The organism is Pseudomonas sp. SMV71, from assembly GCF_052042015.1.
In the GTDB taxonomy this organism is placed as follows: domain Bacteria; phylum Pseudomonadota; class Gammaproteobacteria; order Pseudomonadales; family Pseudomonadaceae; genus Aquipseudomonas.
Genome location: NZ_JBKGGU010000022.1, coordinates 64,482 through 85,381 on the forward strand (window position 1 = coordinate 64,482; position 20,900 = coordinate 85,381).

The following is a 20,900-nucleotide window of genomic DNA, read 5'->3' on the forward strand; positions in this document are numbered from 1 at the left end:
CCATAAAAAGCCCCGCCGAAGCGCAATGCCGTTCACTTAAGGACGTCACCGCTCCGTGGCGAGGGAGCTTGCTCCCGCTGGAGCGCGCAGCGGTCCCAAGCTTTTGGGCTGCTACGCCGGAACGCGGACCGGCCCAGCGGGAGCTTGCTCCCGCTTGGATGCGTAGCGCCCACAAAAAAGGGACGGTTGCACAGCCCAGCGGGAGCAAGTTCCCTCGCCACGGGGTGATCCGAGTTACAACCTGAACTGCGCAAAGTCCAAGTTGGTGCCTCCCGGCCGCATGTCCTGCAGATACGAATCCTTATCCGCGCTCAACTCCAGGCTCAGGGCGGCCTTGCGCTTGCCCTGGTTGCGGACTTCCAGGCCTTCCATTTTCTCGCGCAGGAACACCGTTGGCACTTTCAGGTGCAGCAACTCGTCGGTGGCCGGGGTGTGCAGCAGCAGGTGAATCCATTCGTATTGCCCGATGGCCAGGCGCGTCACGGGAATGTTGAACCAGAAGATGTTGCGGTTACGGTTCAGTTCGCTGAAGTGGCAATTGTTGACGCCCAGCACGGCACCGCCCAGTTCCTGGTTTCGGCGGGCGATGGCCTGTTTCTTGTCGAGTTTCATAACGTTCCTACGGGATTGGAGCTTCAGGCCTGCGCCTGAATACGTGGCGCATTCTCAGGGGTTGGCTGACAAACATAAAGCCCAACTTGCACCCGCTGGTCCAATGTGCCGCTGAAAAGAAATGAAACTCCCAGCGAACCCGCCCGGTCAATCTTATGTAAATGACTTTTCCCGGCAATTGTTCAAAGGAGAGACATCATGAGCAGCACTGGCGATAAAGTGAAAGGCGTGGCCAACGAAGCCGTCGGCAATATCAAGCAAGGCGTTGGCAAGGCGACCGACAATGACCGGCTGCGTGCCGAAGGCGTCGTGCAAGAGAAAAAAGGTGAGGCGCAGCAAACCGTAGGTAAGGTCAAGGATGCTGTCAAAAACGGCGGCGACAAGGCGTAGCGACTCATCGGGCACCGTCCGGAACGGCCATCTGCGGGTGGCCGTTTTCATGTTGGCATCAGTTGTACGGCAAAATTGTCCCGAACTCGCCAAACAGGTTACTTTGTTATAGATAACGGCCCCCCTTTTTGCGGCGAAAGGAGACGCACATGGTGTTCCCGGCCTTGAAGGGCTTACCCCTGCATCGTGTGATGATGCGCACCGTAACCGAGTTTCTCGACGACGAGATGTCGACCTACGCCTCGGCATTGGCGTATCAGATGCTATTCTCGTTGTTCCCCTTCATTCTCTTTTTGATCGCTCTGATCGGGTTCTTGCATCTGCCGGACTTCTTCTCCTGGCTGCGCCTGCAATCGGAACTGGTCTTGCCGCCCCAGGCGCTGGAGCAGGTCAACCCGGTGATCGACCAGTTGCAGCAGTCCAAGGGTGGATTGTTGTCGGTGGGTATCGTCATCGCGTTGTGGACTGCTTCGGCCGGTGTGCGATTGATGATGAGCGCGATGAATGCTGCGTACGACGTGGTCGAGGGCCGTCCGGCCTGGAAGCGCTTCCCTCTGTCGATCATCTACACAGTCGGTATCGCCGGCATGCTGCTCATCGCGGCAGCGTTGATGGTGCTCGGGCCGCAGGTGATGGAATGGATCGCGGCCCAGGTCGGGCTGGAGGAGTTCATCGTCACGCTCTGGACCATCGTGCGCTGGCCGGTGATCGTGATCCTGCTGATGGTGGCGGTGGCGCTGATCTATTACGTAATGCCGGACGTCAAACAGGAGTTTCGCTTCATCACTCCGGGTTCGGTACTGGCGGTGGTGGTCTGGATTATCGCTTCACTGGGCTTCGCGTTCTACGTAAAGACCTTCGCCAACTACAACGCCATGTATGGCAGTATCGGCGCGATCATTGTGTTGTTGCTGTATTTCTATATTTCCTCGGCGGTGCTGTTGCTCGGCGCGGAGATGAACGCGGTGATCGAGCACATGTCCGCCGAAGGCAAGGACGCTGGCGAAAAGCATCCGGGCCAGCATGAAAAGCAACATGTGTCGGGCCTGGGGCGCGACCATTCCATCCACCACAGTCACCCTGACGAAGCCTGACCATGATTCGTGAAATCCTGAAGATGGGCGATGAACGCCTGCTGCGCATCGCCCCGCCAGTGCCGCCCGAGATGTTCGACAGCCCCGAGTTGTGGCAGTTGATCGACGACATGTTCCAGACCATGGAAAGCGTCGGCGGCGTTGGCCTGGCGGCGCCGCAGATCGGCGTGGACCTGCAATTGGTGATCTTCGGTTTCGAGCACAGCGAGCGTTACCCGGATGCCGAAGCGGTGCCCCAGACGATCCTGATCAACCCGCTCATTACCCCGCTGGGGCCAGAGACGGAAGAGGGTTTCGAAGGTTGCCTGTCGGTACCCGGCCTGCGCGGCGCGGTACAGCGTTACCGGCAGATCCGCTACGAAGGCTTCGATCCCAAGGGTGAACCGATCGTCCGCGTGGCGTCGGGTTTCCATGCGCGGGTGGTGCAGCATGAGTGCGATCACCTGATCGGGCGCCTTTACCCTTCGCGCATCACCGACTTCAGCCAGTTCGGGTTTACCGAGGTGATGTTTCCGGACCTGGATCCTGCCGCCGACGATTAATAGGCCGAATACAGAAAACTGTGGGAGCGAGCTTGCTCGCGATGGCGGTGCATCAGTCAGCTTCAATGCCACTGACCTGACGCCATCGCGAGCAAGCTCGCTCCCACATTGGCCTACATTGCCTTCAGGAGGGTGGCTCCAACCCCATCGCAATCATCGGCTTGCTGCGCGCATACCGGCTCAATCGCTCGGCCATCGCATAGGGCAGGGCCGGGTCGAAGCTGAACCCGCGCCGCTCATAAAACCCACGCAAGTCCGGATGGCAGAACAACCACACCGGCGCTTGCACGGTCTTCACCGCCTCGGCGATCAACCGCGCCGCAATGCCTTGGTCGCGGTAGGCGGGGTCGACAAACAATCCGGTCAGCCAATGCCCGCCCGACACCGGACGCAGGCACAGGGCAGCGACGATTTCCTCCCGGCGCGCCACCCACAGCTGTGCGTCGCGCACCGCCTTCATCGAGGATTGGTGGGCGCGATAGAACTTGTTCATCAGCGGCCATAGCGGTTCGTCGAGCAGCGTGTAGTGGATTTCAGGCATTGGCAGGGGCGAGGGAGAAGATCCGGGGCGGCCAGTATAGCTGGCCAACCCGGCGCATCATCAAACTCACGCATCATCAAGTTCAGAGGGAGGCGAGGAACGCATCAGCCAAGGGGGCTTTGCCATCGGCACGGTTTTCCTGGGCCTTTTCAACCTTGGCTATCGCTGATTTGTCTTGCATGCGTTGCGCGATCTCCTGGCTGACGGCTGCTTGCTTCTCGGGCGGCATCGCCTGGAACTCTTCTTCGGTGATGCCCAGTTCCGCAAGAATGCTGTCGCGCAGGCGTTGCTCGGGCGTCTTGCTCATGTATTCCTTGAAGGCCTCCATTGCGGAGCTGCCGGCAGCGGCATTGTCTTTGGACGGCGACGCGGGCACGCTCTGCAACTGCACGCGGGTCTTGGCGAACGCCTCGTCGACGTTGTCGCTGATGGTGCTGGCCGCGTTGACCTGTTGCGTGGCCCGTCGGGTCATGGACTCCTGGACCTGGACGCTGCCTTGGCTGGCCTGGGCCTGGACGTTGTCACGCAACGCCTGCAACGCGGCGCTTTGCAGACCGCTGGCGGCATCGGCGACGGGGTCCTCGCCGGGGCGTTTGAGCGGCAAGTTCATTGCTTGCTGTTTTGCACTGACCAACATGATGGATACCTGTAGGTAATGGCTGAGCGATGGGTCAGAGCAAATCCCGTGCCGCTCGTCGGGAACCGTGTTTTTCAAGGGCTGACGGCATCAGGGGCGGAGCAATGTGCGGCCAACCCTTGCCGCCGGGCGGCATTGATCGACCGGCAGCGCGGTGTCAGGTGCTCTCACGTACCTTGAGTTCAAAACCCATGTCCACCACCGGCTGGGCGATGCGATTGCCGGCCAGCAATGTCAGCAACTGTTCGGCGGCGCGCTGGCCGATAGCTTCGCGTGGGGTGCTGATGCTGCTCAGGCGCGGCACCATGTGGGCCGAGGCGGGCAGGTCGTTGAAGCCCAGGACCGAGATCTGCTCCGGGATCCTGATGCCACAGCGCAGCGCTTCGAACAACGCGCCGTGGGCCAGGTCATCGTTGCCGAAGAAAATCCCATCGACATCCGGATGGCTGTCGAGCAGTTGCAGGAACAATTCGCCACCCAGGCCCACCGAGGATGGACGCGGCGTCAGCAGCTCCAGGTCCGGGTCGTAGAGACCGGCCTGCTGCAAGGCCCGGCGAAAGCCTTCGCCACGGGCCAGGGTACGTTGGTCCAATTGGGCGCCGATATAGGCCAGGCGTTTACGGCCCTTGGAAATCAGGTGGCCGGCCGCCGTCTCGCCGGCCTTGAGCTGAGAAAAACCAACGCAATTGAGACCCGCGCCAGGGTCCAATTCCATCATGTACACGCAAGGGATGTTGCTGGCCTCGATCATCCGCCGGGCGCTTTCGGTTCGGTCGAAACCGGTCAACAGCAAGCCGCGAGGCTGATAGGCCATGTAATTGCGCAGCAGATCTTCTTCTTCGTCCCGTGAATAGTGGTAGTTGCCGATCACCACTTCGAAGCCCTTGGGACGCAGCACGCGATGGATGGCTTCCAGGGTGTCGATGAACAACAGGTTCGACAAGGAAGGGACCAAGACCACCACCGAGTGGCTCTGGGCCGAAGCCAGGGCGCGGGCGGCGGGGTTGACCACGTAGTTGAGCTCCAGGGCGGCCTGGCGGACTTTTTCCACCAGGTCGGTGGCGACGGTGTTGACTCCGCGCAGGGCACGGGAGGCAGTGATAGGGCTGACCCCGGCCAGGCGTGCGACTTCATTGAGCGTGGGGCGACCGGTGGTGCGCGTGTTCTTATCGTTTTTAGGGGCGGTCATCAGGGTGGCTTGCCAAACAAAAATCAAGGCACTAAGGTAGCGCTGTCTCGACGCGGCTGCAAATGCGCGAGCGGGGTTTGCCTGATTCCCCCGTGCGCGAGTGTCGTGAACGAACATGCTGCAACCACAAAAATGACAAGAAGGCGTCGGCAACTTCTGCTTTTGCATTGGTGTCATAACTGGCAAAGGTAGCGCTGTCTGCGCGCTGAGGTGTTACATGAACAATCCCATCACCGCCCTAGTCATCATGGGCGTTGCCGGTTGCGGCAAAACTTGCGTCAGCCAGGCCCTGTGCCAGTTGAGCGGCGCTACCGCCATCGAAGGCGATACTTTTCACCCTGCGGCCAACATCCAGAAGATGAGCGCCGGTATCCCCCTGAACGACGACGACCGTGCCGGCTGGCTCGATAGCCTGTGCGACGAGTTGCGCCGTGTGGACGCTCAGGGCGAGCGCCCGGTGCTGACCTGCTCGGCCCTCAAGCACAGTTATCGCGAACGCCTGCGCAGCGCCTTGCCGGGCCTGGGCTTCGTGTTCCTGGAACTGACCCCGGAAGTGGCCGCCGACCGCGTGTCCCACCGTCCTGGCCATTTCATGCCGTCGACCTTGATCGACAGCCAGTTTGCCACCCTGCAATCCCCTGTCGGTGAGCCCCTGACCCTGGCCCTGGACGCGTCCAGCCACAGTGTCGATGAGTTGGCCCGGCAGGCGTACGTCTGGTGGCTGGACCACGGATTGAAGCTGGCCAGCTGAGCCTTGAAAATTTTTGCGTCAGAAAGATAGCGCTATCCCGACCACTTATCCCTAACTGCTTCAATAACAACAACAAATCAGGAGACACCCCCCATGTTCGGCATGTCCCACGAAACCTTTCTGCTGCTCGATGCAGTGGTCACGGTGATCGGACTTATCGTCCTCATCACCCAGTTCAAGATCCACCCCTTCATCGCCTTGACCATCGCGGCAGCGTTCCTCGGCCTGACCTCCGGCATGCCCGTCGGCACCATCATCAAGGCGTTCCAGGACGGCTTCGGTGGCGTGTTGGGCTTTGTCGGGATCATCCTGGCGCTGGGCACGATGCTCGGCAAGATGATGGCCGAGTCGGGCGGGGCCGATCAGATCGCCCAGACCTTGATCCGCGCTTTCGGCAAGGACAAGGTGCAGTGGGCGATGATGTTCGCCGCGTTCCTGGTGGGCATTCCGCTGTTCTTCGAGATCGGCTTCGTGTTGCTGATTCCGCTGGTGTTCATCGTTGCGCGCCGCACCGGCGTCTCGATCATCAAGATCGGCATTCCGCTGCTTGCCGGCCTTTCCGCCGTCCACGGCCTGGTGCCGCCGCACCCGGGCCCGCTGCTGGCGATTGGCGTGTTCGGTGCCGACATCGGCAAGACCATCCTCTATGGCCTGATCGTGGCGCTGCCAACGGCCATTATTGCCGGGCCGATCTTCGGTACGTTCATTGCCAAGCACATCCCCGGCCATCCGAACCAGGAGTTGGTGGACCAACTGGCGCGTGAAACCAATTCCAATGATCTGCCGAGCTTCAGCATCACCCTGATCACCGTGCTGTCGCCGGTGTTCCTGATGCTGCTCAAGACCTTCGCCGACGTGGCACTGCCCGAGGGCAATCTGTTCCGTACGTTCATGGACCTGATCGGTCACCCGATCTCCGCACTGCTGCTGGCGTTGCTGCTGTCGTTGTATACCTTCGGCTACAAGCAAGGCATTGGCTCCAATCAGATGCTCAAGTGGCTGGACGCGAGCCTTGCGCCGACCGCTGCGATCATCCTGATCATCGGTGCCGGTGGTGGCTTCAAGCAGATGCTGGTGACCAGCGGCGTGGGTACGGTGATCGGCAACATGGCGGTGAGCGCACAGATTTCCCCGATCCTGCTGGCCTGGCTGGTGGCGGCGGTGATTCGCATCGCCACGGGTTCGGCGACGGTGGCGACCATTACCGGTGCCGGGATCGTGGTGCCGGTGGTGGGGATGATCCCCGGTGTGAACCGTGAGTTGCTGGTGCTGGCGACCGGTGCCGGATCGTTGATCCTGTCCCATGTCAACGACGCGGGTTTCTGGCTGGTCAAGCAGTACTTCAACATGACCGTGGCCGAAACCTTCAAGACCTGGACCGCAATGGAAACCATCCTGTCCGTGGTGGGGTTGATCTTTATCCTGCTGCTGTCGCTGGTGGTCTAAAGGTCGGGCACATAACAAGTGTGGGAGCGAGCCTGCTCGCGATAGCGGTATAACATTCAACCTCTCTGTTGAGTGTTGCACCGCCATCGCGAGCAGGCTCGCTCCCACAGTGGGTTTTGCGTCAGGCGTTGGGCTTTTGTACCAACCCATCCGCCCGGAACATCGCCCGAATCCCGCGCACCGCCTGGCGGATCCGGTCCTGGTTCTCGATCAGCGCAAAGCGCACGTGATCATCACCGTATTCCCCGAACCCTACTCCCGGCGAAACGCAGACCTTGGCCTCGGCCAGCAGCTTCTTGGCAAACTCCAGCGAACCCAAGTGCGCGTAGGCCTCGGGAATCCTGGCCCAGACGTACATCGACGCCTTGGGGTTTTCCACCATCCAGCCCAGCTCATGCAGACCCTTGACCAATACGTTGCGGCGTTGGCGGTACTGCTCGGCGATGTCGCGCACACATTGCTGGTCGCCTTCCAGTGCGGCAATGGCGGCTACCTGCAACGGAGTGAACGTGCCGTAGTCGTGGTAACTCTTGATCCGCGCCAGGGCGCTGACCAGTTCCGGATTGCCCACCATGAAGCCGATGCGCCAGCCGGCCATGTTGTAGCTCTTGGACAGGGTGAAGAACTCCACCGCTATATCCTTCGCGCCCGGCACCTGCATGATCGACGGGGCTTTCCAGCCGTCGTAGACGATGTCGGCGTAGGCCAGGTCGTGAATCACCAGAACGTCGTACTGTTTGGCCAGGGCGATGACCCGTTCGAAGAAATCCAGCTCCACGCACTGCGCGGTGGGGTTGGACGGAAAGCCCAGGATCATCATCTTCGGCTTGGGGATCGAGCCGCGGATGGCCCGCTCCAGTTCGTCGAAGAAATCCACGCCCGGCACCAGCGGCACCGAGCGTACCTGGGCACCGGCGATCACTGCGCCATAGATGTGGATCGGATAGCTGGGGTTGGGCACCAGCACCGTGTCGCCTTGGTCCAGGGTTGCCAGCATCAGGTGCGCCAGGCCTTCCTTGGAACCGATGGTGACGATGGCCTCGCTTTCCGGATCGATGTCCACTTCATAGCGGTCCTTGTACCAACGCGAAATGGCGCGGCGCAGGCGCGGAATGCCTTTGGACGTGGAGTAGCCGTGGGTGTCTTCACGCTGGGCGACGGTGACCAGTTTCTCCACGATGTGCGGGGGCGTGGCGCCGTCGGGGTTACCCATGCTCAAGTCGATGATGTCTTCGCCGCGCCGACGCGCAGCCATCTTCAGCTCGGCAGTGATATTGAAAACATAGGGGGGGAGTCGATCGATGCGCGCAAAGCGGCGCGGCGAACCTTGTTCGGCCATTGTTGCCTCGAGATACGTGAGCGCCCGGAACCGTCCGAGCGACGTTGGCCACTGCGGTGGCCTGGGCGCAAGATAAAGGCGCCGACAGGCAGTTGTCCAGTAGCGGCCAGGAACTATTTTCGACGACACTGTCGGGCTCCTCCCTCGGTCGACAAAGACCGTAGGGCCCGGTCCCCGTGTGTCAAACCTGATCGAATGGATTGAATGATGGAATTTTCCAGCGGCTTCCTGCTGAGCCTTTCGCTGTGCCTGGACATCGGCGTGGCCAATATCGCGATGATCACCCTGGCGATGCAGCGCGGCTATTTTCGAGGCTTCGCCCTGGGGCTGGGCACCTGCGTCGGCGACCTGGTCTACGCCATCCTGGCCCTGGCCGGCATGACCGTGTTGCTGCAATACGAAGCGGTGCGCTGGGTGCTGTGGATCGGCGGTTCGATGCTGCTGTTGTATTTCGCCGCAAAGATGATTCATTCGGCGATTTATCACAGCGCGGTACTGGCGCAGGCGGATGAAGGGCAGGGTGGTTCTTCGCGCCAGGAGTTTTTCCGCGGGATATTCCTGGCGATGTCTTCGCCTAGCGCGATTCTCTGGTTCGCGGCGGTAGGCGGCACGCTGATCGCCCGGTCAGGCGGTGGGACACTGCTCAGTTCGGCGCTGTTCCTCAGTGGGTTTCTCAGTGCCGGGTTGCTGTGGTCTGCGGCGCTGTGCCTGGCGGCGACCCAGGGCGGCAGGTTGCTGGGGGATAAATTGTTGCGTTATTCGTATTGGGCATCGGCGGCGATCTTCTGCTATTTCGCGGTCTACGTGATCGTTTCAGGGTATAACGAGTTCGTCTTGAAAGCCGTTCAGGGTGGCGCGCCCGGCTTCTGAGAAACGAAACGGCCCTGGCAATCATGGTTTGGCTTCTATACTGCAAAGCCCGACTTCACGTTTGCGGAGTGTTGACGCATGGAAAAGCACAAGCGCGATTACACAGCCGAACCTCGCTTCGAGCAGGGACGTTTTCTGCTGATTGCCGGCTTTGGCGCGCGTTTTACCCCGGACACCGCCCAGGACATCCCCTTGCTCTGGGAAAAGTTTTTGCCCTGGCTCGGTGATGTGCCAGGGCAGAAGGACGACGTGACCTATGGCGTGTGTTGCAACCCGGACGGGAAGGGCGGGTTCGAGTACATCGCCGGGGTGGAAATCAGCCGGCTCGATGAGTTGCCGCAGCAGTACCGCTGGATCGAATTGCAGCCTGCGCGCTATGCGGTGTTCGAGCACAGGGGACCGTTGAAGACCCTCCCGCAGACCTTCCAGTACATCTGGAAGCAATGGCTGCCGCAATCCGGCCACGAAGCGGCGGATGAACCGGAATTCGAGCGCTATAGCGAAGATTTCAACCCGCGGACAGGGGAAGGTAGCCTGGAGATCTGGGTGCCGTTGAAGCCCAGTTGATCAAGGACGGTCATTCCCCTCGCCACAGTAATGGAGGGGTGCTCATCATCAGTCGCTGCTGAACACCAACCCCATCCGTCGCTCATAACCGATCCGGCCCTTATAAGCCTCGCCACTGTCCACCCAACCCAATCGGGTGTAAAGGCCAATGGCCGAGGCGTTATCGGCGTCCACCGAGAGCTCCAGTCCTCTGATCTCCGGCCAGGCCTCCCGAGCCACGGCCGGTAACGCTTGCAGGCAGGCTTTGCCGTAGCCCTTGCCCTGGGCCCGGCGGTCGACCTGCAAGGCGTGCAGGGTCGCGCTGTGTTCATTGGCCCAGTCCGGCAGTACCGGTGGGCGTTTAAGCAGCAGGAAGGCCACCGGTACATCATCGGCCAGCAGAGCGAAGCCCTTGACCCCCGGTCCGGGCCGGGAGAGCAGGGTATGCAGCGCACCGTGGATATCTCCGGAGAATTTCACCTGTTCCGGGTGGATTTCGATGGCTTGCAGCTGTTCCCGCTGGAGCGGGGTCAGGGCTTGGTAGGCGATGAGTCGGGCAGTCACAAAAACGTCCGTTGTCTGCGGGCAGATGGGCCTGGATTCTAGCGAATTTCTTTATTCGGGTTATTTTTGTTCGAGCTGTCGATTCGCCGTTTCTCCAGACGACAAAGGGTGTCTACAACAAAAAACCTGCGGAGAATCATCATGAATGCCCAAGCCACCGAACGTGAAATCCAGGCGCTGATCGACACTTATCGTCAGGCCGTGATGAGCAAGGACGTCGAGAAGGTCATGGCGCTGTACGACGAGGCCATCGTCTCGTTCGATGCCATCCAGGCCCTGCAATTCAAAGGCAAGGCCGCCTACCGGGCCCATTGGCAGGCCTGCATGGAAATGTGCCCCGGTCCGCACAAGTTCGATTTCCATCAAGTCACCATCACTCCCGCCGAGAACATCGCCTTCGCCCACTGGCTGGCCTATTGCGGCGGCACCAACGACAAGGGCGAGGAGCAAGCCTGCTGGATGCGCGTCACGGCCTGCTACCGGCGGGTGGCGGGGCAGTGGAAGATCGTCCACGAACATTGGTCGGCTCCGTTCGATCCAATGACCGGAACGACGATTTTCGACCTGCAACCCTGATCGTCGGTTTTTTCGCCCGTTGCCCCTCGACCGTCCATAGTTGATCAGTTCGATCACGGAGTTTTCCATGAAGTACTTATGCCTGGTGTATAGCAACGAACAGGTGCTGCACGACTCCCCCGACAGCCCGGAGGACGCCGAGTGCATGGCCTATGCCGAATCGGTCCAGGGCAGCGGGCGAATGCTCGCCGCCGAGGCCCTGGAATCAGTACAGACCGCCACCACGGTGCGCATGCGCGCTGGCAAGCTGTCGATCACCGATGGGCCGTTCGCTGAAACCAAGGAGCAACTGGCCGGCTTCTACCTGATCGACGCCAAGGACCTGAACGAAGCCATCCAGGTCGCCGGCCATATTCCGGCGGCCCGGGTCGGCTGTGTCGAAGTGCGACCGGTCCGCCAACTGAACCCCTGAACAACAACCACAAACAGGATTTCGCCCATGAACCCCACGCCTGCTGCCCACACGCTTTCCATCAGCCGCATCATCGACGCCCCGCGCCAGAAGATCTTCCGCGCCTGGACCGAGCCGGCCTTGCTCGTTCAGTGGTGGGGGCCCCACGGTATGACCACGCCGGAGTGCGAAATGGACTTGTGGGTCGGGGGCCGGTTCCGCACCCTGATGCGTGCGCCGGATGGCAGCGAGTACCCGACCATGGGCGTGTTCCTGGAAATCATCGCCCCGCAGCGGCTGGTGTTCACCGATGCGTTTTTGCCCGGCTGGATACCGTCGGGCAAAGCGTTCATGACCGCAGAAGTGCTGCTTGAAGAGCTCGGCGAAAAGACCCGCTACACCGCTCGGGCACTGCACTGGAGCGAAGAGGACCGCCAGGCTCACGAAGCCATGGGGTTTCATGACGGCTGGGGCCAGAGCCTGGAGCGATTGGAAACCCTCGTCACCCAAGGTATGCCGGACTGATGTCGGTTGAAACGGTCAAGGCGCGGGTCGAGCAGGTCTACCGGCAAGATTCGAGACGGATCCTGGCGACGCTGATCCGTCTGTTGGGGGATTTCGACCTTGCCGAAGAGGCCTTGCACGAGGCCTTCTTCATTGCGGTCGAACGTTGGCACCGCGATGGTGTGCCGGACAATCCGCGCGCCTGGCTGGTCTCGACCGGGCGCTTCAAGGCCATTGATGTGTTGCGCCGGCGCGCCCGCTTTGCCGCGTCCCAGCCGATGCTGATTGCCCAGCTCGAAGAGCTGGAGCAGGCCGACTGGAGTGACGAAGACGTGGAAGATGATCGCTTGCGACTGATTTTCACCTGTTGCCACCCAGCCCTGGCGGCGGACGCCCAAGTGCCGCTGACGCTGCGGGAAGTCTGTGACCTGACCACCGAGGAAATCGCCCGGGCGTTCCTTGCCGCTCCGGCGGCCATCGCCCAGCGTATCGTGCGGGCCAAGGCAAAAATCCGCGATGCGAAAATTCCGTATCAGGTGCCCTCCCGATCGGAACTGCCCGAACGCCTGGACAGTGTCCTGCGCGTGATCTACCTGGTGTTCAACGAAGGCTATTCGGCCTCGATGGGCGCCGAGCTGACCCGTGAAGACCTGACTCGCGAAGCGATTCGCCTGGGTCGCCTGCTCCTGGAGCTGCTACCCGAAGCCGAGGTCATGGGATTGCTGGCGTTGATGCTCCTGCACGAATCCCGACGCCCGGCGCGAACGTCTGCCTCCGGTGAGTTGGTCCTGCTGGACGAGCAGGACCGATCCTTATGGGACGCCGGGCTGATCGCCGAAGGTTGCGCCTTGGTGGGGGCGGCGCTGAGTACCCGTCGGTTCGGGCCGTATTGCCTGCAAGCCGCGATTGCAGCGGTGCACGCCGAAGCGCCGACGGCCCGGGATACCGACTGGCCGCAGATCGTCGGACTGTATGACGTATTGCTGCGCGCCGTGCCATCGCCAGTGATCGAACTCAACCGAGCCGCCGCCCTGGCCAAGCGCGACGGGCCGCTGGCGGGATTGCGCTTGATCGATGGGATCCTGGATCGTGGCGAGCTGCTGGACTACCACCTCGCCCACTCGGCGCGGGCGGAGTTCTGTCGCCAGTTGGGGCGAAACGACGAAGCCAGGGCCGCGTATCTCCGTGCGCTGGAGCTGACGCAACAATTGCCGGAGCGGCGGTTTATCGAAGGGCGACTGGCCGGGCTGCAGTGACGAAATACCCGTGACACAGATCCCCTGTGGGAGCGAGCCTGCTCGCGATAGCGGTGCATCAGCTTGCAGAGAGGCTGGATGTACCGCCGCCATCGCGGGCAGGCCAACTCCCACAGTAATCCCAGGTGTGCCCGGATTTGATGTTCGGCACAGATCCCCAGTGGGAGCGAGCCTGCTCGCGATAGCGGTGGATCAGCTTGCAGAGAGGTTGGATGTACCGCCGCCATCGCGGGCACGCCCGCTCCCACAACAGTTGTTGCGGTTCCTTCAGGCAAAAAAAGGCGACCCGAAGGTCGCCTTTTTTCAGTCTGCCGGGCGTTGATCAGAACTCGTGATCAGCGTTGTCCGGATTCAGGTCGCTGATGCCCAGTTTGCCAGCGGCCTGTTCGATCGAACCGGTCTGCTTGACGAGTGCGGCGATGGCGTCGCGCACGATCTGGTTGCCGGCGGTGTTGCCGGCGGCGATCAGCTGGTCGTAGTGCTCGCCTTTGTTGGCGTGGTCGACCATGACCTGGATCTTGGCTTCGGTGTCGGCCAGGTCCGCCTTGAGAGCGGTGTCCGCCGCCGGGTCGGCCTTGGCGACCAGGGACGACAGGCTGGCGCCGGTCATCTTAGTACCGTCGACACGGGTGTATTCGCCCAGGTACACGTTACGCACGCCCTTGGCGTCGTAGAAGTGCGAGTTGTGGGTGTTGTCGCTGAAGCAGTCCTGCTCGTCTTCTGGCGAGTTGGCCTCCAGGGACACTTTCATGCGCTCGCCCGCCAGTTCGCCCAGGGACAGGCTGCCCATGCCGAACAGCATCTTGCGCAGGCCGCTTTCAGCCGGTTCCGCTTCCAGGGTGGCGCGGTAGTTGTCGGCCACGTTCGGCTTCCAGTTGCCGACCATTTCTTCCAGGTCGCTGACCAGCAACTGGGTCACCGACTTGAGGTAGGCACGACGACGGTCGTTGTGGCCGCCAGTGGCGCCAGCGCCTTGCAGATAGTCGGAAGCCGGGCGGTTGCCCGCGCCTGGGCCGGTGCCGTTGAGGTCCTGGCCCCACAGCAGGAATTCGATGGCGTGGTAGCCGGTGGCGACGTTGGCCTCGGAACCGCCCAGTTCATTGAGGCTGGCGAGTTTTTCCGGGGTGATGTCCTTCACGTCGACCTTGTCTTCGCCGACCTGGACTTCAGTGTTGGCGATGATGTTGGCGGTGGCGCCCGGGTTGCCCAGGGCGTGCTCGTAGGACTTGTCGACGTAGTCGATCAGGCCTTCGTCCAGGGGCCAGGCGTTCACCTGGCCTTCCCAGTCGTCAATGATGGTGTTGCCGAAGCGGAACACTTCGCTCTGCAGGTACGGCACACGGGCGGCGATCCAGGCTTGGCGGGCGGTTTTCAGGGTTTCGGCGTTCGGCTTGGCCAGGAACGCGTCGACGGCGGTTTGCAGGGTTTTCGCGGTGGATTCGGCATCGCTGTAGACAGCGAAGACGATGTCGGCGTAGTGCGCGACAACAGCCTTGGCAGCGGCTTCGTCGACCTTGCCGGCAGCAGCAGGGGCGACCGGTGCCGCGGTGCTGGCAGCAGGCGTAGGCGCTTGCGGCGCGGCGGCCTTGTCTTTGCCTTCGCCGCAACCGGCGAGGGAAATAGCGATGGCCAGCAGACTGGCGGTAGCCAGAGGCATACGAATCATGGCGAACATCCTGCTTCGGAAATGGATGGGACAGGCGCGAGTGTGCGCAAAAACTGCGACATAATGCGAAAGATTTGCATTATGTGTAAAGGGTCGCGGTTGGAAATATTTCTTGTTTAATGATTGCCGATCGTGACCTTTGGCACCCTCTCGGCGATGCCGCCCAGGGTTACGATCTGCCAGGCAATCAGAGGATGAAGGCCTTGCTGCGCTCAGCCTGTTTCAGATAGGTGCTCAATTCCCGCGCCGGCAAGGGCTTGCTGTAGTAGTACCCCTGACCCTCGTGGCAGCCCTCGGCGATGATGTAGGCTTCCTGTTCGACCGTCTCGACGCCCTCGGCGATGACCTGCATCCCCAGGCTCTTGCCCAGTTGGATGATGGCCCGGACGATGGTGGCGTCGTCTTCATCGTCGAGCAGGTCCTGGACGAAGCTCTTGTCGATCTTGATCTTGTCCAGCGGCAGGCTCTTGAGATAACTCAGGGACGAATAGCCAGTCCCGAAGTCATCAATGGCAATCAACGCGCCGGAGCGGCGCAGGCTCAGCAGGTGCTGGGCGGCGGTGGTGATGTCTTCCATCAGGCCGGTTTCGGTGACTTCCAGCTCCAGGCTGCGAGGAGGCAGTCGGTACATCTGCAGGAAGTTGTTCACCACCCGTGGCAACTCGGCGTGGTGCAGTTGCACGGTCGACAGGTTGACGGCCATGCGCATGTCGACGAAACCCTGATCGTGCCATTCGCGCAATTGCCGACAGGCCTGGTCCAGCACCCATTCGCCGATGGCGATGATGGTGCCGTTCTGCTCGGCCAGGGGGATGAACAGGTCCGGCGGCACCAGGCCATGCTCAGGGTGATGCCAGCGGATCAGGGCTTCGGTGCCCACTACCCGAAGGTCGCGGTAGCTGATCTGCGGCTGGTACACCAGGGTGAACTGTTCGCGGATCAGGGCTTCGCGCAGGTCTTTTTCCAGTTCGCGGCGGCGGCGCATTTCACTGTCGACGCTGGCAATGTAGAACTGGTAGCGGTTGCGCGAGCGGCTCTTGGCCAAGGTCATGGTCTGCTCGGCTTTCTGCAGCAGCTTCTCGGTGCTGTCCCCGTCCTCCGGGAAGAGCGTGATACCGATGGTCGCGCGCAGGCGGATCTGCTGGTCCTCGATGCCGAACGGCGCCTCCAGGTCATCGAGGATGCTCTGGGCCAGTTCGGCCGCTTCATACGGCTGCTCGATGTCGGCCTGGACCAGGGCGAACTGGTCGCCTCCCAGCCGCGCCAGGGCGCCAAGACGACCACTGTGGGCGCGCAAGCGGTCCGCCAGGGCCAGCAGCAATTGGTCGCCGGTCTGGTAGCTGAACTGTTCGTTGATGCCCTTGAAGTCGTCCAGCCCCACGCACAGCACCGCGACCCTACGTTGCAGACGCCCGGCGTCCACCAGGATCTTGTCCAGTTGCTCTTGCAACTGCTGGCGATTGGGCAGGCCGGTTAGAAAATCGTACTGGGCCATGCGTAGCAGGCTGTTTTCCGCTTCGTGGCGCAGATGGGTATTGCGTTCAATGGATTCGAGCAGTTGGTTGGCGGTATTGATCCACAGGCCCAGCTCGTTTTGCTCGTGCCCCGGCAATTGCGGAATCTTGTGGGCGCTGGGGCGGTCGGGGTTGATCTCGGTCAGGTGCTCGATGATTCGCGACAGCGGCTTGGTCAGCAGCCAGTGATAGACCAGGTACAGCACCAGGCCCATGGCCAGGGCGCGCAGCATTCCGGAGATGAAAATGATCACCGAGCTGACAATGAAACCCTCGCCATAGGTCGCGGTGTCGAGGGTGATGCTCAGGTCGCCGTAATATTCACTGTAGGGGCCGCGACCTACCAGTTGGGTGGTGAAAGTCCGTTCCTTGCCCAGGATCAGGTCGGTCAGCCAGCGGCTTTCGGATTGCTGCAAGGGCCGGCTTTTTTCGGCGAGCATGGTTTCGTGAGGGTGGCCGATGGAGGCCATGCGGACGGCGCGGTCCTGGAACAGGCCTTCGATCACCTGCATGCCCATTTCCTTATCCAGGCTATAGACGGCCTGGGTCGACGGATCTCGGAACATGTCGAGGATGCGCTGGGCGTCGCTGGCCACAGCCTGGTTGGTCTTGTAGGCATCGAACACGATCTGGGCGCAGCTCAACAGCACGCCAACGACCAATGCCGAGAGGAGCACGACCCGGAGCAACTTCACAGACAAGCTGTTCTTGAGTTCCAGCTTCAAAGAGTGGTTCCTTGTTCCGTGCGGGTAGCGTCAAGTTGCCATGAGTATTGGCAATCCTGTGATGTCAGTCAAAGGGACAATCCAACACAAGGGATTTGGCCTGGAGCATGGCGGATATAGGGTTCTTTCAGAGTGATTGCTCTACGACCATTGTGTCGGTTGAGAGGCGCCGCAACTTGAGGGCCTCGGTGTTTTTTTCTTGGATCCAGGACGTGTGGTAATGCGCCATCGAGTCGATGACCGGTTACTTATGGCGCGCAAAAAAAACCCGGCAAGGCGCCGGGTTTTTCGTCTGGCCATCAGGCTCAGGCAGTGAAAGGCTTGCCTTCGAACTGCTCGGCCACGAATTTCCAGTTGACCAGGTTCCAGAACGCTTCGACGTATTTCGGACGAAGGTTGCGGTAGTCGATGTAGTAGGCGTGCTCCCACACGTCGCAGGTCAGCAGTGGGGTATCGCCACTGGTCAGCGGGTTGCCGGCGCCGATGGTGCTGGCCAAGGCCAGGGAACCGTCAGCTTTCTTGACCAGCCAGCCCCAGCCGGAACCGAAGGTGCCGATGGAGGTTTTGCTGAACTCTTCCTTGAACTTGTCGAACGAACCGAAGGCCTTGTTGATGGCTTCGGCCAGTGCGCCGGTTGGTTGACCGCCGGCGTTTGGCGCCAGGCAGTTCCAGTAGAAGGTGTGGTTCCAGACCTGAGCGGCGTTGTTGAAGATACCGCCCGAGGAAGTCTTGACGATTTCTTCCAGGGTCTTGCCTTCGAACTCGGTGCCAGGCACCAGGTTGTTCAGGTTCACGACATAGGTGTTGTGGTGTTTGTCGTGGTGGTATTCCAGAGTCTCTTTGGAGATGTGCGGCTGCAGTGCATCGTGTGGGTAAGGCAGCGGCGGCAATTCGAAAGCCATGGTGATTCTCCTAATCAGGTCAGTTGCGGTGAGCGCAAGGCCGATCACGGGCGGCCAGACTAGCGCCGGGAGTTTGTACTCCTTGCGGCGCAAGACTCGGATCATAGCACCGGGGGTGCGGCATAACCACGCAACAACTGTGTGGAATAGAGGTTCCAGAGCGGTTGGCAATAATCAGCCGCTGACAATCAATTGCGTCGCCACGGCGAACATCATCGTCGCCACCAACAGGTCGAGAATCCGCCAGGTACTCGGGCGGGCGAGCCAGGGCGCCAGCCACGCAGCGCCGAACGCCAGGGTGAAGAACCACAGCAGCGAGGCGCTCGCCGCGCCCACGACATAGGCACCGGGCACGCTCTGTTGGGCACCGAGGGAGCCGATCAGCAGGACGGTATCGAGATAGACGTGGGGGTTGAGCAGCGTCACCGCCAAGGCGCTGAGCAACACGGCGCGCAACGATCGCACGGCCTGATGCTCACCTTGTTGCAGGCTCTGCCTGGAAAAGGCCCTGCGCAACGCCAGGCTGCCATACCAGAGCAGGAACGCCGCGCCGCCCCAGCGAGCAATCGACAGCAACAACGGACTTTGCGCCAGCAGTGTCGCCAGGCCGAAAACGCCGGCGGCCACCAGCAGCGCATCCGCTGTGACGCAGAGCGCCGCCACTGGCAAGTGGTGCTCGCGACGCAGGCTCTGAGCCAGTACGAAGGCGTTCTGGGCGCCGATGGCCATGATCAGCCCGAGGGCCACCAGTAGCCCGTTCACATAGCTTTGCCACATAAGTTGTCTTCCGATCAGTGTCTGAATGCTGGCTATTCTCAATCGGAAGGCTGTATAAGAAAAACCAATACTGCTGATTGCCCATTAGGAAAACTGATGTTCGATTACAAACTACTCTCCGCGCTGGCGGCGGTGGTCGAGCAGGCCGGATTCGAACGTGCCGCGCAGGTGCTGGGTCTGTCGCAATCGGCCATTTCCCAACGCATCAAGCTGCTGGAGGCGCGGGTGGGTCAGCCCGTGCTGATACGGGCGACGCCACCCGGACCCACTGAAATCGGCCGTCGACTGCTCAACCACGTGCAGCAGGTCCGGCTGCTCGAACGTGATCTGCAAAGTCTGGTGCCGGCGCTTGATGAGGAGGGCCTGCCCGAGCGCCTGCGCATCGCGTTGAATGCCGACAGCCTGGCGACGTGGTGGGCCGTTGCGGTGGGGGATTTCTGCGCCGAGCACCATTTGCTGCTCGATCTGGTGGTGGAGGACCAGACCGTCGGCCTCAAGCGCATGCGCGCCGGCGAGGTGGCGGCCTGCGTCTGCGCCAACGAACGACCGGTGGCCGGTGCCCGCAGTGTGTTGCTGGGGGCCATGCGTTACCGTGCGCTGGCCAGTCCGGCCTTCATTGCCCGGCACTTTCCCGATGGTGTACATGCCGAACAACTGGCGCGTACGCCGGCGCTGGTGTTCGGCCCGGATGATTTCCTGCAACACCGTTACCTTGCTTCCCTGGGCGTCGAAGGCGGATTCGAGCACCACCTGTGCCCCTCGTCCGAAGGCTTCATCCGCCTCACCGAAGCCGGGCTTGGCTGGGGATTGGTGCCGGAGCTGCAAGTGCGCGAGCACCTGGAGCGAGGCGCATTGGTGGAATTGCTGGCAGATAAACCGATCGATGTGCCGCTGTACTGGCATCATTGGCGCAATGGCGGCCAGTTGCTGGGTTTATTGACCGAGCAATTGATCCGTTCGTCCCGGCAGTGGTTGGTGCCCTGGACGCCGCAGTAGACGTCAAGCTGCAAGTCAAAGCGGCACACGAAACAATTGGCAGGTAGTCACTCAGGAGCATGCATGAAAATTCTGGTCACCGGCGCGAGCGGCTTCATTGGCGGGCGCTTCGCGCGTTTCGCCCTGGAGCAAGGCCTGGATGTACGGGTCACCGGTCGCCGGGCCGAGAGCGTTGAGCACCTGGTGCGGCGCGGTGCGCAATTTGTCCAGGGGGACCTGAACGACCCGTTGCTGGCCCGCGATTTGTGCCTGGATGTCGAAGCGGTGGTGCATTGCGCTGGAGCCGTCGGGCTCTGGGGGCGCTATCAGGATTTTCACCAGGGCAATGTCCAGGTTACGGAAAACGTCGTCGAGGCTTGCCTGAAGCAGAAGGTCCGGCGCCTGGTGCACCTGTCGTCGCCGTCGATCTACTTCGATGGTCGCGACCACCTCGGGCTGAAGGAAGAACAAGTGCCCAAGCGCTTCAAGCACCCTTACGCCGCGACCAAGTACCTGGCCGAGCAGAAAGTCTTCGGCGCCCAGGAGTTCGGTCTCGAAGTGTTGGCCCTGCGCCCGCGTTTCGTCACTGGTGCCGGTGACATGAGCATCTTCCCCCGGTTACTGAGAATGCAGCGCAAGGGCCGTTTGTCGATAGTCGGCAATGGCTTGAACAAGGTGGATTTCACCAGCGTGCAGAACCTCAACGAAGCGCTGCTTGGCAGCCTGCTGGCCACCGATTCGGCCTTGGGCAAGGCCTACAACATCAGCAATGGCGCGCCGGTTCCGCTGTGGGACGTGGTCAATTATGTGATGCGCCAGATGGACGTCCCACAGGTCAGGCGTTATCGGTCCTACGGCCTGGCTTACAGCGTCGCCGCCTTGAACGAAGGCTTGTGCAAGCTATGGCCGGGCCGCCCCGAACCGACGCTGTCGCGCCTGGGCATGCAGGTCATGAACAAGAACTTCACCCTGGACATCAGCCGCGCCCGGCATCATCTCGATTACGATCCGCAGGTCAGTCTGTGGACCGCCCTCGATGAGTTTTGTGCCTGGTGGAAAGCCCAGGACGGCCACTGATCGGCCCGTCATGAAC

The 20,900-nt window shown here is 61.4% G+C and carries 23 protein-coding genes; 13 read left to right on the plus strand and 10 right to left on the minus strand.

Annotation, left to right across the window (positions count from 1 at the left end):
• Positions 1-234: 234 nt before the first annotated feature.
• Positions 235-612: a hypothetical protein gene (locus tag ACLEJQ_RS21050; RefSeq protein ID WP_440798055.1), complete on the minus strand. Its 378-nt coding sequence runs from the start codon at positions 610-612 to the stop codon at positions 235-237.
• 198 nt (positions 613-810) lie between these two features.
• Here ACLEJQ_RS21050 and ACLEJQ_RS21055 point away from each other — a divergent pair, with 198 nt between their 5' ends.
• The 3 genes from ACLEJQ_RS21055 (at position 811) to def (ending at position 2,638) form a co-directional block, all read left to right on the plus strand.
• Complete coding sequence (locus tag ACLEJQ_RS21055) at positions 811-1,002, plus strand: CsbD family protein (protein ID WP_440798056.1); 192 nt, start codon at positions 811-813, stop codon at positions 1,000-1,002.
• Between the two features lie 149 nt (positions 1,003-1,151).
• Positions 1,152-2,096, plus strand: a complete 945-nt coding sequence (locus ACLEJQ_RS21060) for a YihY/virulence factor BrkB family protein (RefSeq protein ID WP_440798058.1) — start codon at positions 1,152-1,154, stop codon at positions 2,094-2,096.
• A 2-nt stretch (positions 2,097-2,098) separates the two neighbouring features.
• Positions 2,099-2,638 (plus strand): peptide deformylase, encoded by a 540-nt coding sequence (def, locus tag ACLEJQ_RS21065; RefSeq protein WP_440798060.1) that lies wholly within the window; start codon positions 2,099-2,101, stop codon positions 2,636-2,638.
• Positions 2,639-2,762: 124 nt separating this feature from the next.
• Here def and ACLEJQ_RS21070 read toward each other — a convergent pair whose 3' ends face one another.
• From ACLEJQ_RS21070 to ACLEJQ_RS21080, 3 genes are all read right to left on the minus strand, one after another.
• Positions 2,763-3,179 (minus strand): GNAT family N-acetyltransferase, encoded by a 417-nt coding sequence (locus ACLEJQ_RS21070; RefSeq protein ID WP_440798062.1) that lies wholly within the window; start codon positions 3,177-3,179, stop codon positions 2,763-2,765.
• A gap of 82 nt (positions 3,180-3,261) precedes the next feature.
• Positions 3,262-3,816, minus strand: coding sequence for a hypothetical protein (locus tag ACLEJQ_RS21075; protein WP_440798064.1), 555 nt, complete (start codon positions 3,814-3,816; stop codon positions 3,262-3,264).
• A 157-nt stretch (positions 3,817-3,973) separates the two neighbouring features.
• Positions 3,974-5,005, minus strand: coding sequence for a LacI family DNA-binding transcriptional regulator (locus ACLEJQ_RS21080; RefSeq protein WP_440798066.1), 1,032 nt, complete (start codon positions 5,003-5,005; stop codon positions 3,974-3,976).
• Positions 5,006-5,222: 217 nt separating this feature from the next.
• Here ACLEJQ_RS21080 and ACLEJQ_RS21085 point away from each other — a divergent pair, with 217 nt between their 5' ends.
• Complete coding sequence (locus ACLEJQ_RS21085; RefSeq protein WP_440798068.1) at positions 5,223-5,756, plus strand: gluconokinase; 534 nt, start codon at positions 5,223-5,225, stop codon at positions 5,754-5,756.
• 93 nt (positions 5,757-5,849) lie between these two features.
• Positions 5,850-7,202, plus strand: a complete 1,353-nt coding sequence (locus ACLEJQ_RS21090; RefSeq protein ID WP_440798070.1) for a GntP family permease — start codon at positions 5,850-5,852, stop codon at positions 7,200-7,202.
• A gap of 121 nt (positions 7,203-7,323) precedes the next feature.
• Here the strand turns inward: ACLEJQ_RS21090 and alaC are convergent, their stop codons facing one another.
• Positions 7,324-8,541, minus strand: coding sequence for an alanine transaminase (alaC, locus tag ACLEJQ_RS21095; RefSeq protein WP_440798072.1), 1,218 nt, complete (start codon positions 8,539-8,541; stop codon positions 7,324-7,326).
• A gap of 207 nt (positions 8,542-8,748) precedes the next feature.
• Here alaC and ACLEJQ_RS21100 point away from each other — a divergent pair, with 207 nt between their 5' ends.
• Positions 8,749-9,411, plus strand: a complete 663-nt coding sequence (locus tag ACLEJQ_RS21100) for a LysE family translocator (protein WP_440798074.1) — start codon at positions 8,749-8,751, stop codon at positions 9,409-9,411.
• Between the two features lie 78 nt (positions 9,412-9,489).
• Positions 9,490-9,978, plus strand: a complete 489-nt coding sequence (locus ACLEJQ_RS21105; RefSeq protein ID WP_440798076.1) for a GyrI-like domain-containing protein — start codon at positions 9,490-9,492, stop codon at positions 9,976-9,978.
• A gap of 48 nt (positions 9,979-10,026) precedes the next feature.
• Here the strand turns inward: ACLEJQ_RS21105 and ACLEJQ_RS21110 are convergent, their stop codons facing one another.
• Complete coding sequence (locus ACLEJQ_RS21110; protein WP_440798078.1) at positions 10,027-10,521, minus strand: GNAT family N-acetyltransferase; 495 nt, start codon at positions 10,519-10,521, stop codon at positions 10,027-10,029.
• Positions 10,522-10,662: 141 nt separating this feature from the next.
• On the opposite strand from ACLEJQ_RS21110, the gene ACLEJQ_RS21115 reads away from it, so the two are divergent.
• From ACLEJQ_RS21115 to ACLEJQ_RS21130, 4 genes are all read left to right on the plus strand, one after another.
• On the plus strand, positions 10,663-11,097 hold the full coding sequence (locus ACLEJQ_RS21115; protein WP_440798080.1) for a YybH family protein: 435 nt from the start codon (positions 10,663-10,665) through the stop codon (positions 11,095-11,097).
• A 67-nt stretch (positions 11,098-11,164) separates the two neighbouring features.
• Positions 11,165-11,509 carry a YciI family protein gene (locus tag ACLEJQ_RS21120; RefSeq protein ID WP_245140864.1) on the plus strand — a complete coding sequence of 115 codons (345 nt, stop codon included), beginning with the start codon at positions 11,165-11,167 and terminating at the stop codon, positions 11,507-11,509.
• 27 nt (positions 11,510-11,536) lie between these two features.
• Positions 11,537-12,013: an SRPBCC family protein gene (locus ACLEJQ_RS21125; RefSeq protein ID WP_440798083.1), complete on the plus strand. Its 477-nt coding sequence runs from the start codon at positions 11,537-11,539 to the stop codon at positions 12,011-12,013.
• Entirely contained in the window at positions 12,013-13,248 is a 1,236-nt protein-coding gene (locus ACLEJQ_RS21130; RefSeq protein ID WP_440798085.1) for an RNA polymerase sigma factor, read from the plus strand. Before ACLEJQ_RS21125 ends, ACLEJQ_RS21130 begins: the two co-directional genes overlap by 1 nt.
• A gap of 322 nt (positions 13,249-13,570) precedes the next feature.
• Here the strand turns inward: ACLEJQ_RS21130 and ACLEJQ_RS21135 are convergent, their stop codons facing one another.
• The 4 genes from ACLEJQ_RS21135 to ACLEJQ_RS21150 form a co-directional block, all read right to left on the minus strand.
• Positions 13,571-14,914, minus strand: coding sequence for an imelysin family protein (locus ACLEJQ_RS21135; protein ID WP_440798087.1), 1,344 nt, complete (start codon positions 14,912-14,914; stop codon positions 13,571-13,573).
• A 187-nt stretch (positions 14,915-15,101) separates the two neighbouring features.
• Positions 15,102-17,153 carry a putative bifunctional diguanylate cyclase/phosphodiesterase gene (locus ACLEJQ_RS21140; protein WP_440798089.1) on the minus strand — a complete coding sequence of 684 codons (2,052 nt, stop codon included), beginning with the start codon at positions 17,151-17,153 and terminating at the stop codon, positions 15,102-15,104.
• A 305-nt stretch (positions 17,154-17,458) separates the two neighbouring features.
• Entirely contained in the window at positions 17,459-18,055 is a 597-nt protein-coding gene (locus tag ACLEJQ_RS21145; RefSeq protein ID WP_440798091.1) for a superoxide dismutase, read from the minus strand.
• 174 nt (positions 18,056-18,229) lie between these two features.
• The gene (locus tag ACLEJQ_RS21150) at positions 18,230-18,832 is read right to left on the minus strand and encodes a LysE/ArgO family amino acid transporter (RefSeq protein ID WP_440798093.1); all 603 of its coding nucleotides are present in this window, start codon (positions 18,830-18,832) and stop codon (positions 18,230-18,232) included.
• 96 nt (positions 18,833-18,928) lie between these two features.
• Between ACLEJQ_RS21150 and ACLEJQ_RS21155 the strand changes: the two genes are divergently transcribed.
• Both ACLEJQ_RS21155 and ACLEJQ_RS21160 read left to right on the plus strand, forming a co-directional pair.
• A complete protein-coding gene (locus tag ACLEJQ_RS21155) occupies positions 18,929-19,828 on the plus strand; it encodes a LysR family transcriptional regulator ArgP (protein ID WP_440798095.1) in 900 nt (299 codons plus the stop codon).
• A gap of 63 nt (positions 19,829-19,891) precedes the next feature.
• Complete coding sequence (locus ACLEJQ_RS21160; RefSeq protein ID WP_440798096.1) at positions 19,892-20,884, plus strand: NAD-dependent epimerase/dehydratase family protein; 993 nt, start codon at positions 19,892-19,894, stop codon at positions 20,882-20,884.
• Positions 20,885-20,900: the final 16 nt, after the last annotated feature.

Bases quoted from the DNA above. Each gene is read 5' to 3' on its own strand.
- ACLEJQ_RS21085 (WP_440798068.1), top strand. From the start codon at position 5,223: ATGAACAATCCCATCACCGCCCTAGTCATCATGGGCGTTGCCGGTTGC.
- ACLEJQ_RS21120 (WP_245140864.1), top strand. From the start codon at position 11,165: ATGAAGTACTTATGCCTGGTGTATAGCAACGAACAGGTGCTGCACGAC.
- ACLEJQ_RS21130 (WP_440798085.1), top strand. From the start codon at position 12,013: ATGTCGGTTGAAACGGTCAAGGCGCGGGTCGAGCAGGTCTACCGGCAA.
- ACLEJQ_RS21160 (WP_440798096.1), top strand. From the start codon at position 19,892: ATGAAAATTCTGGTCACCGGCGCGAGCGGCTTCATTGGCGGGCGCTTC.
- ACLEJQ_RS21050 (WP_440798055.1), bottom strand. From the start codon at position 612: ATGAAACTCGACAAGAAACAGGCCATCGCCCGCCGAAACCAGGAACTG.
- ACLEJQ_RS21155 (WP_440798095.1), top strand. From the start codon at position 18,929: ATGTTCGATTACAAACTACTCTCCGCGCTGGCGGCGGTGGTCGAGCAG.
- alaC (WP_440798072.1), bottom strand. From the start codon at position 8,541: ATGGCCGAACAAGGTTCGCCGCGCCGCTTTGCGCGCATCGATCGACTC.
- ACLEJQ_RS21070 (WP_440798062.1), bottom strand. From the start codon at position 3,179: ATGCCTGAAATCCACTACACGCTGCTCGACGAACCGCTATGGCCGCTG.
- ACLEJQ_RS21100 (WP_440798074.1), top strand. From the start codon at position 8,749: ATGGAATTTTCCAGCGGCTTCCTGCTGAGCCTTTCGCTGTGCCTGGAC.
- ACLEJQ_RS21080 (WP_440798066.1), bottom strand. From the start codon at position 5,005: ATGACCGCCCCTAAAAACGATAAGAACACGCGCACCACCGGTCGCCCC.
- def (WP_440798060.1), top strand. From the start codon at position 2,099: ATGATTCGTGAAATCCTGAAGATGGGCGATGAACGCCTGCTGCGCATC.
- ACLEJQ_RS21125 (WP_440798083.1), top strand. From the start codon at position 11,537: ATGAACCCCACGCCTGCTGCCCACACGCTTTCCATCAGCCGCATCATC.
- ACLEJQ_RS21075 (WP_440798064.1), bottom strand. From the start codon at position 3,816: ATGTTGGTCAGTGCAAAACAGCAAGCAATGAACTTGCCGCTCAAACGC.
- ACLEJQ_RS21150 (WP_440798093.1), bottom strand. From the start codon at position 18,832: ATGTGGCAAAGCTATGTGAACGGGCTACTGGTGGCCCTCGGGCTGATC.
- ACLEJQ_RS21115 (WP_440798080.1), top strand. From the start codon at position 10,663: ATGAATGCCCAAGCCACCGAACGTGAAATCCAGGCGCTGATCGACACT.
- ACLEJQ_RS21060 (WP_440798058.1), top strand. From the start codon at position 1,152: ATGGTGTTCCCGGCCTTGAAGGGCTTACCCCTGCATCGTGTGATGATG.
- ACLEJQ_RS21090 (WP_440798070.1), top strand. From the start codon at position 5,850: ATGTTCGGCATGTCCCACGAAACCTTTCTGCTGCTCGATGCAGTGGTC.
- ACLEJQ_RS21135 (WP_440798087.1), bottom strand. From the start codon at position 14,914: ATGATTCGTATGCCTCTGGCTACCGCCAGTCTGCTGGCCATCGCTATT.
- ACLEJQ_RS21145 (WP_440798091.1), bottom strand. From the start codon at position 18,055: ATGGCTTTCGAATTGCCGCCGCTGCCTTACCCACACGATGCACTGCAG.
- ACLEJQ_RS21055 (WP_440798056.1), top strand. From the start codon at position 811: ATGAGCAGCACTGGCGATAAAGTGAAAGGCGTGGCCAACGAAGCCGTC.
- ACLEJQ_RS21105 (WP_440798076.1), top strand. From the start codon at position 9,490: ATGGAAAAGCACAAGCGCGATTACACAGCCGAACCTCGCTTCGAGCAG.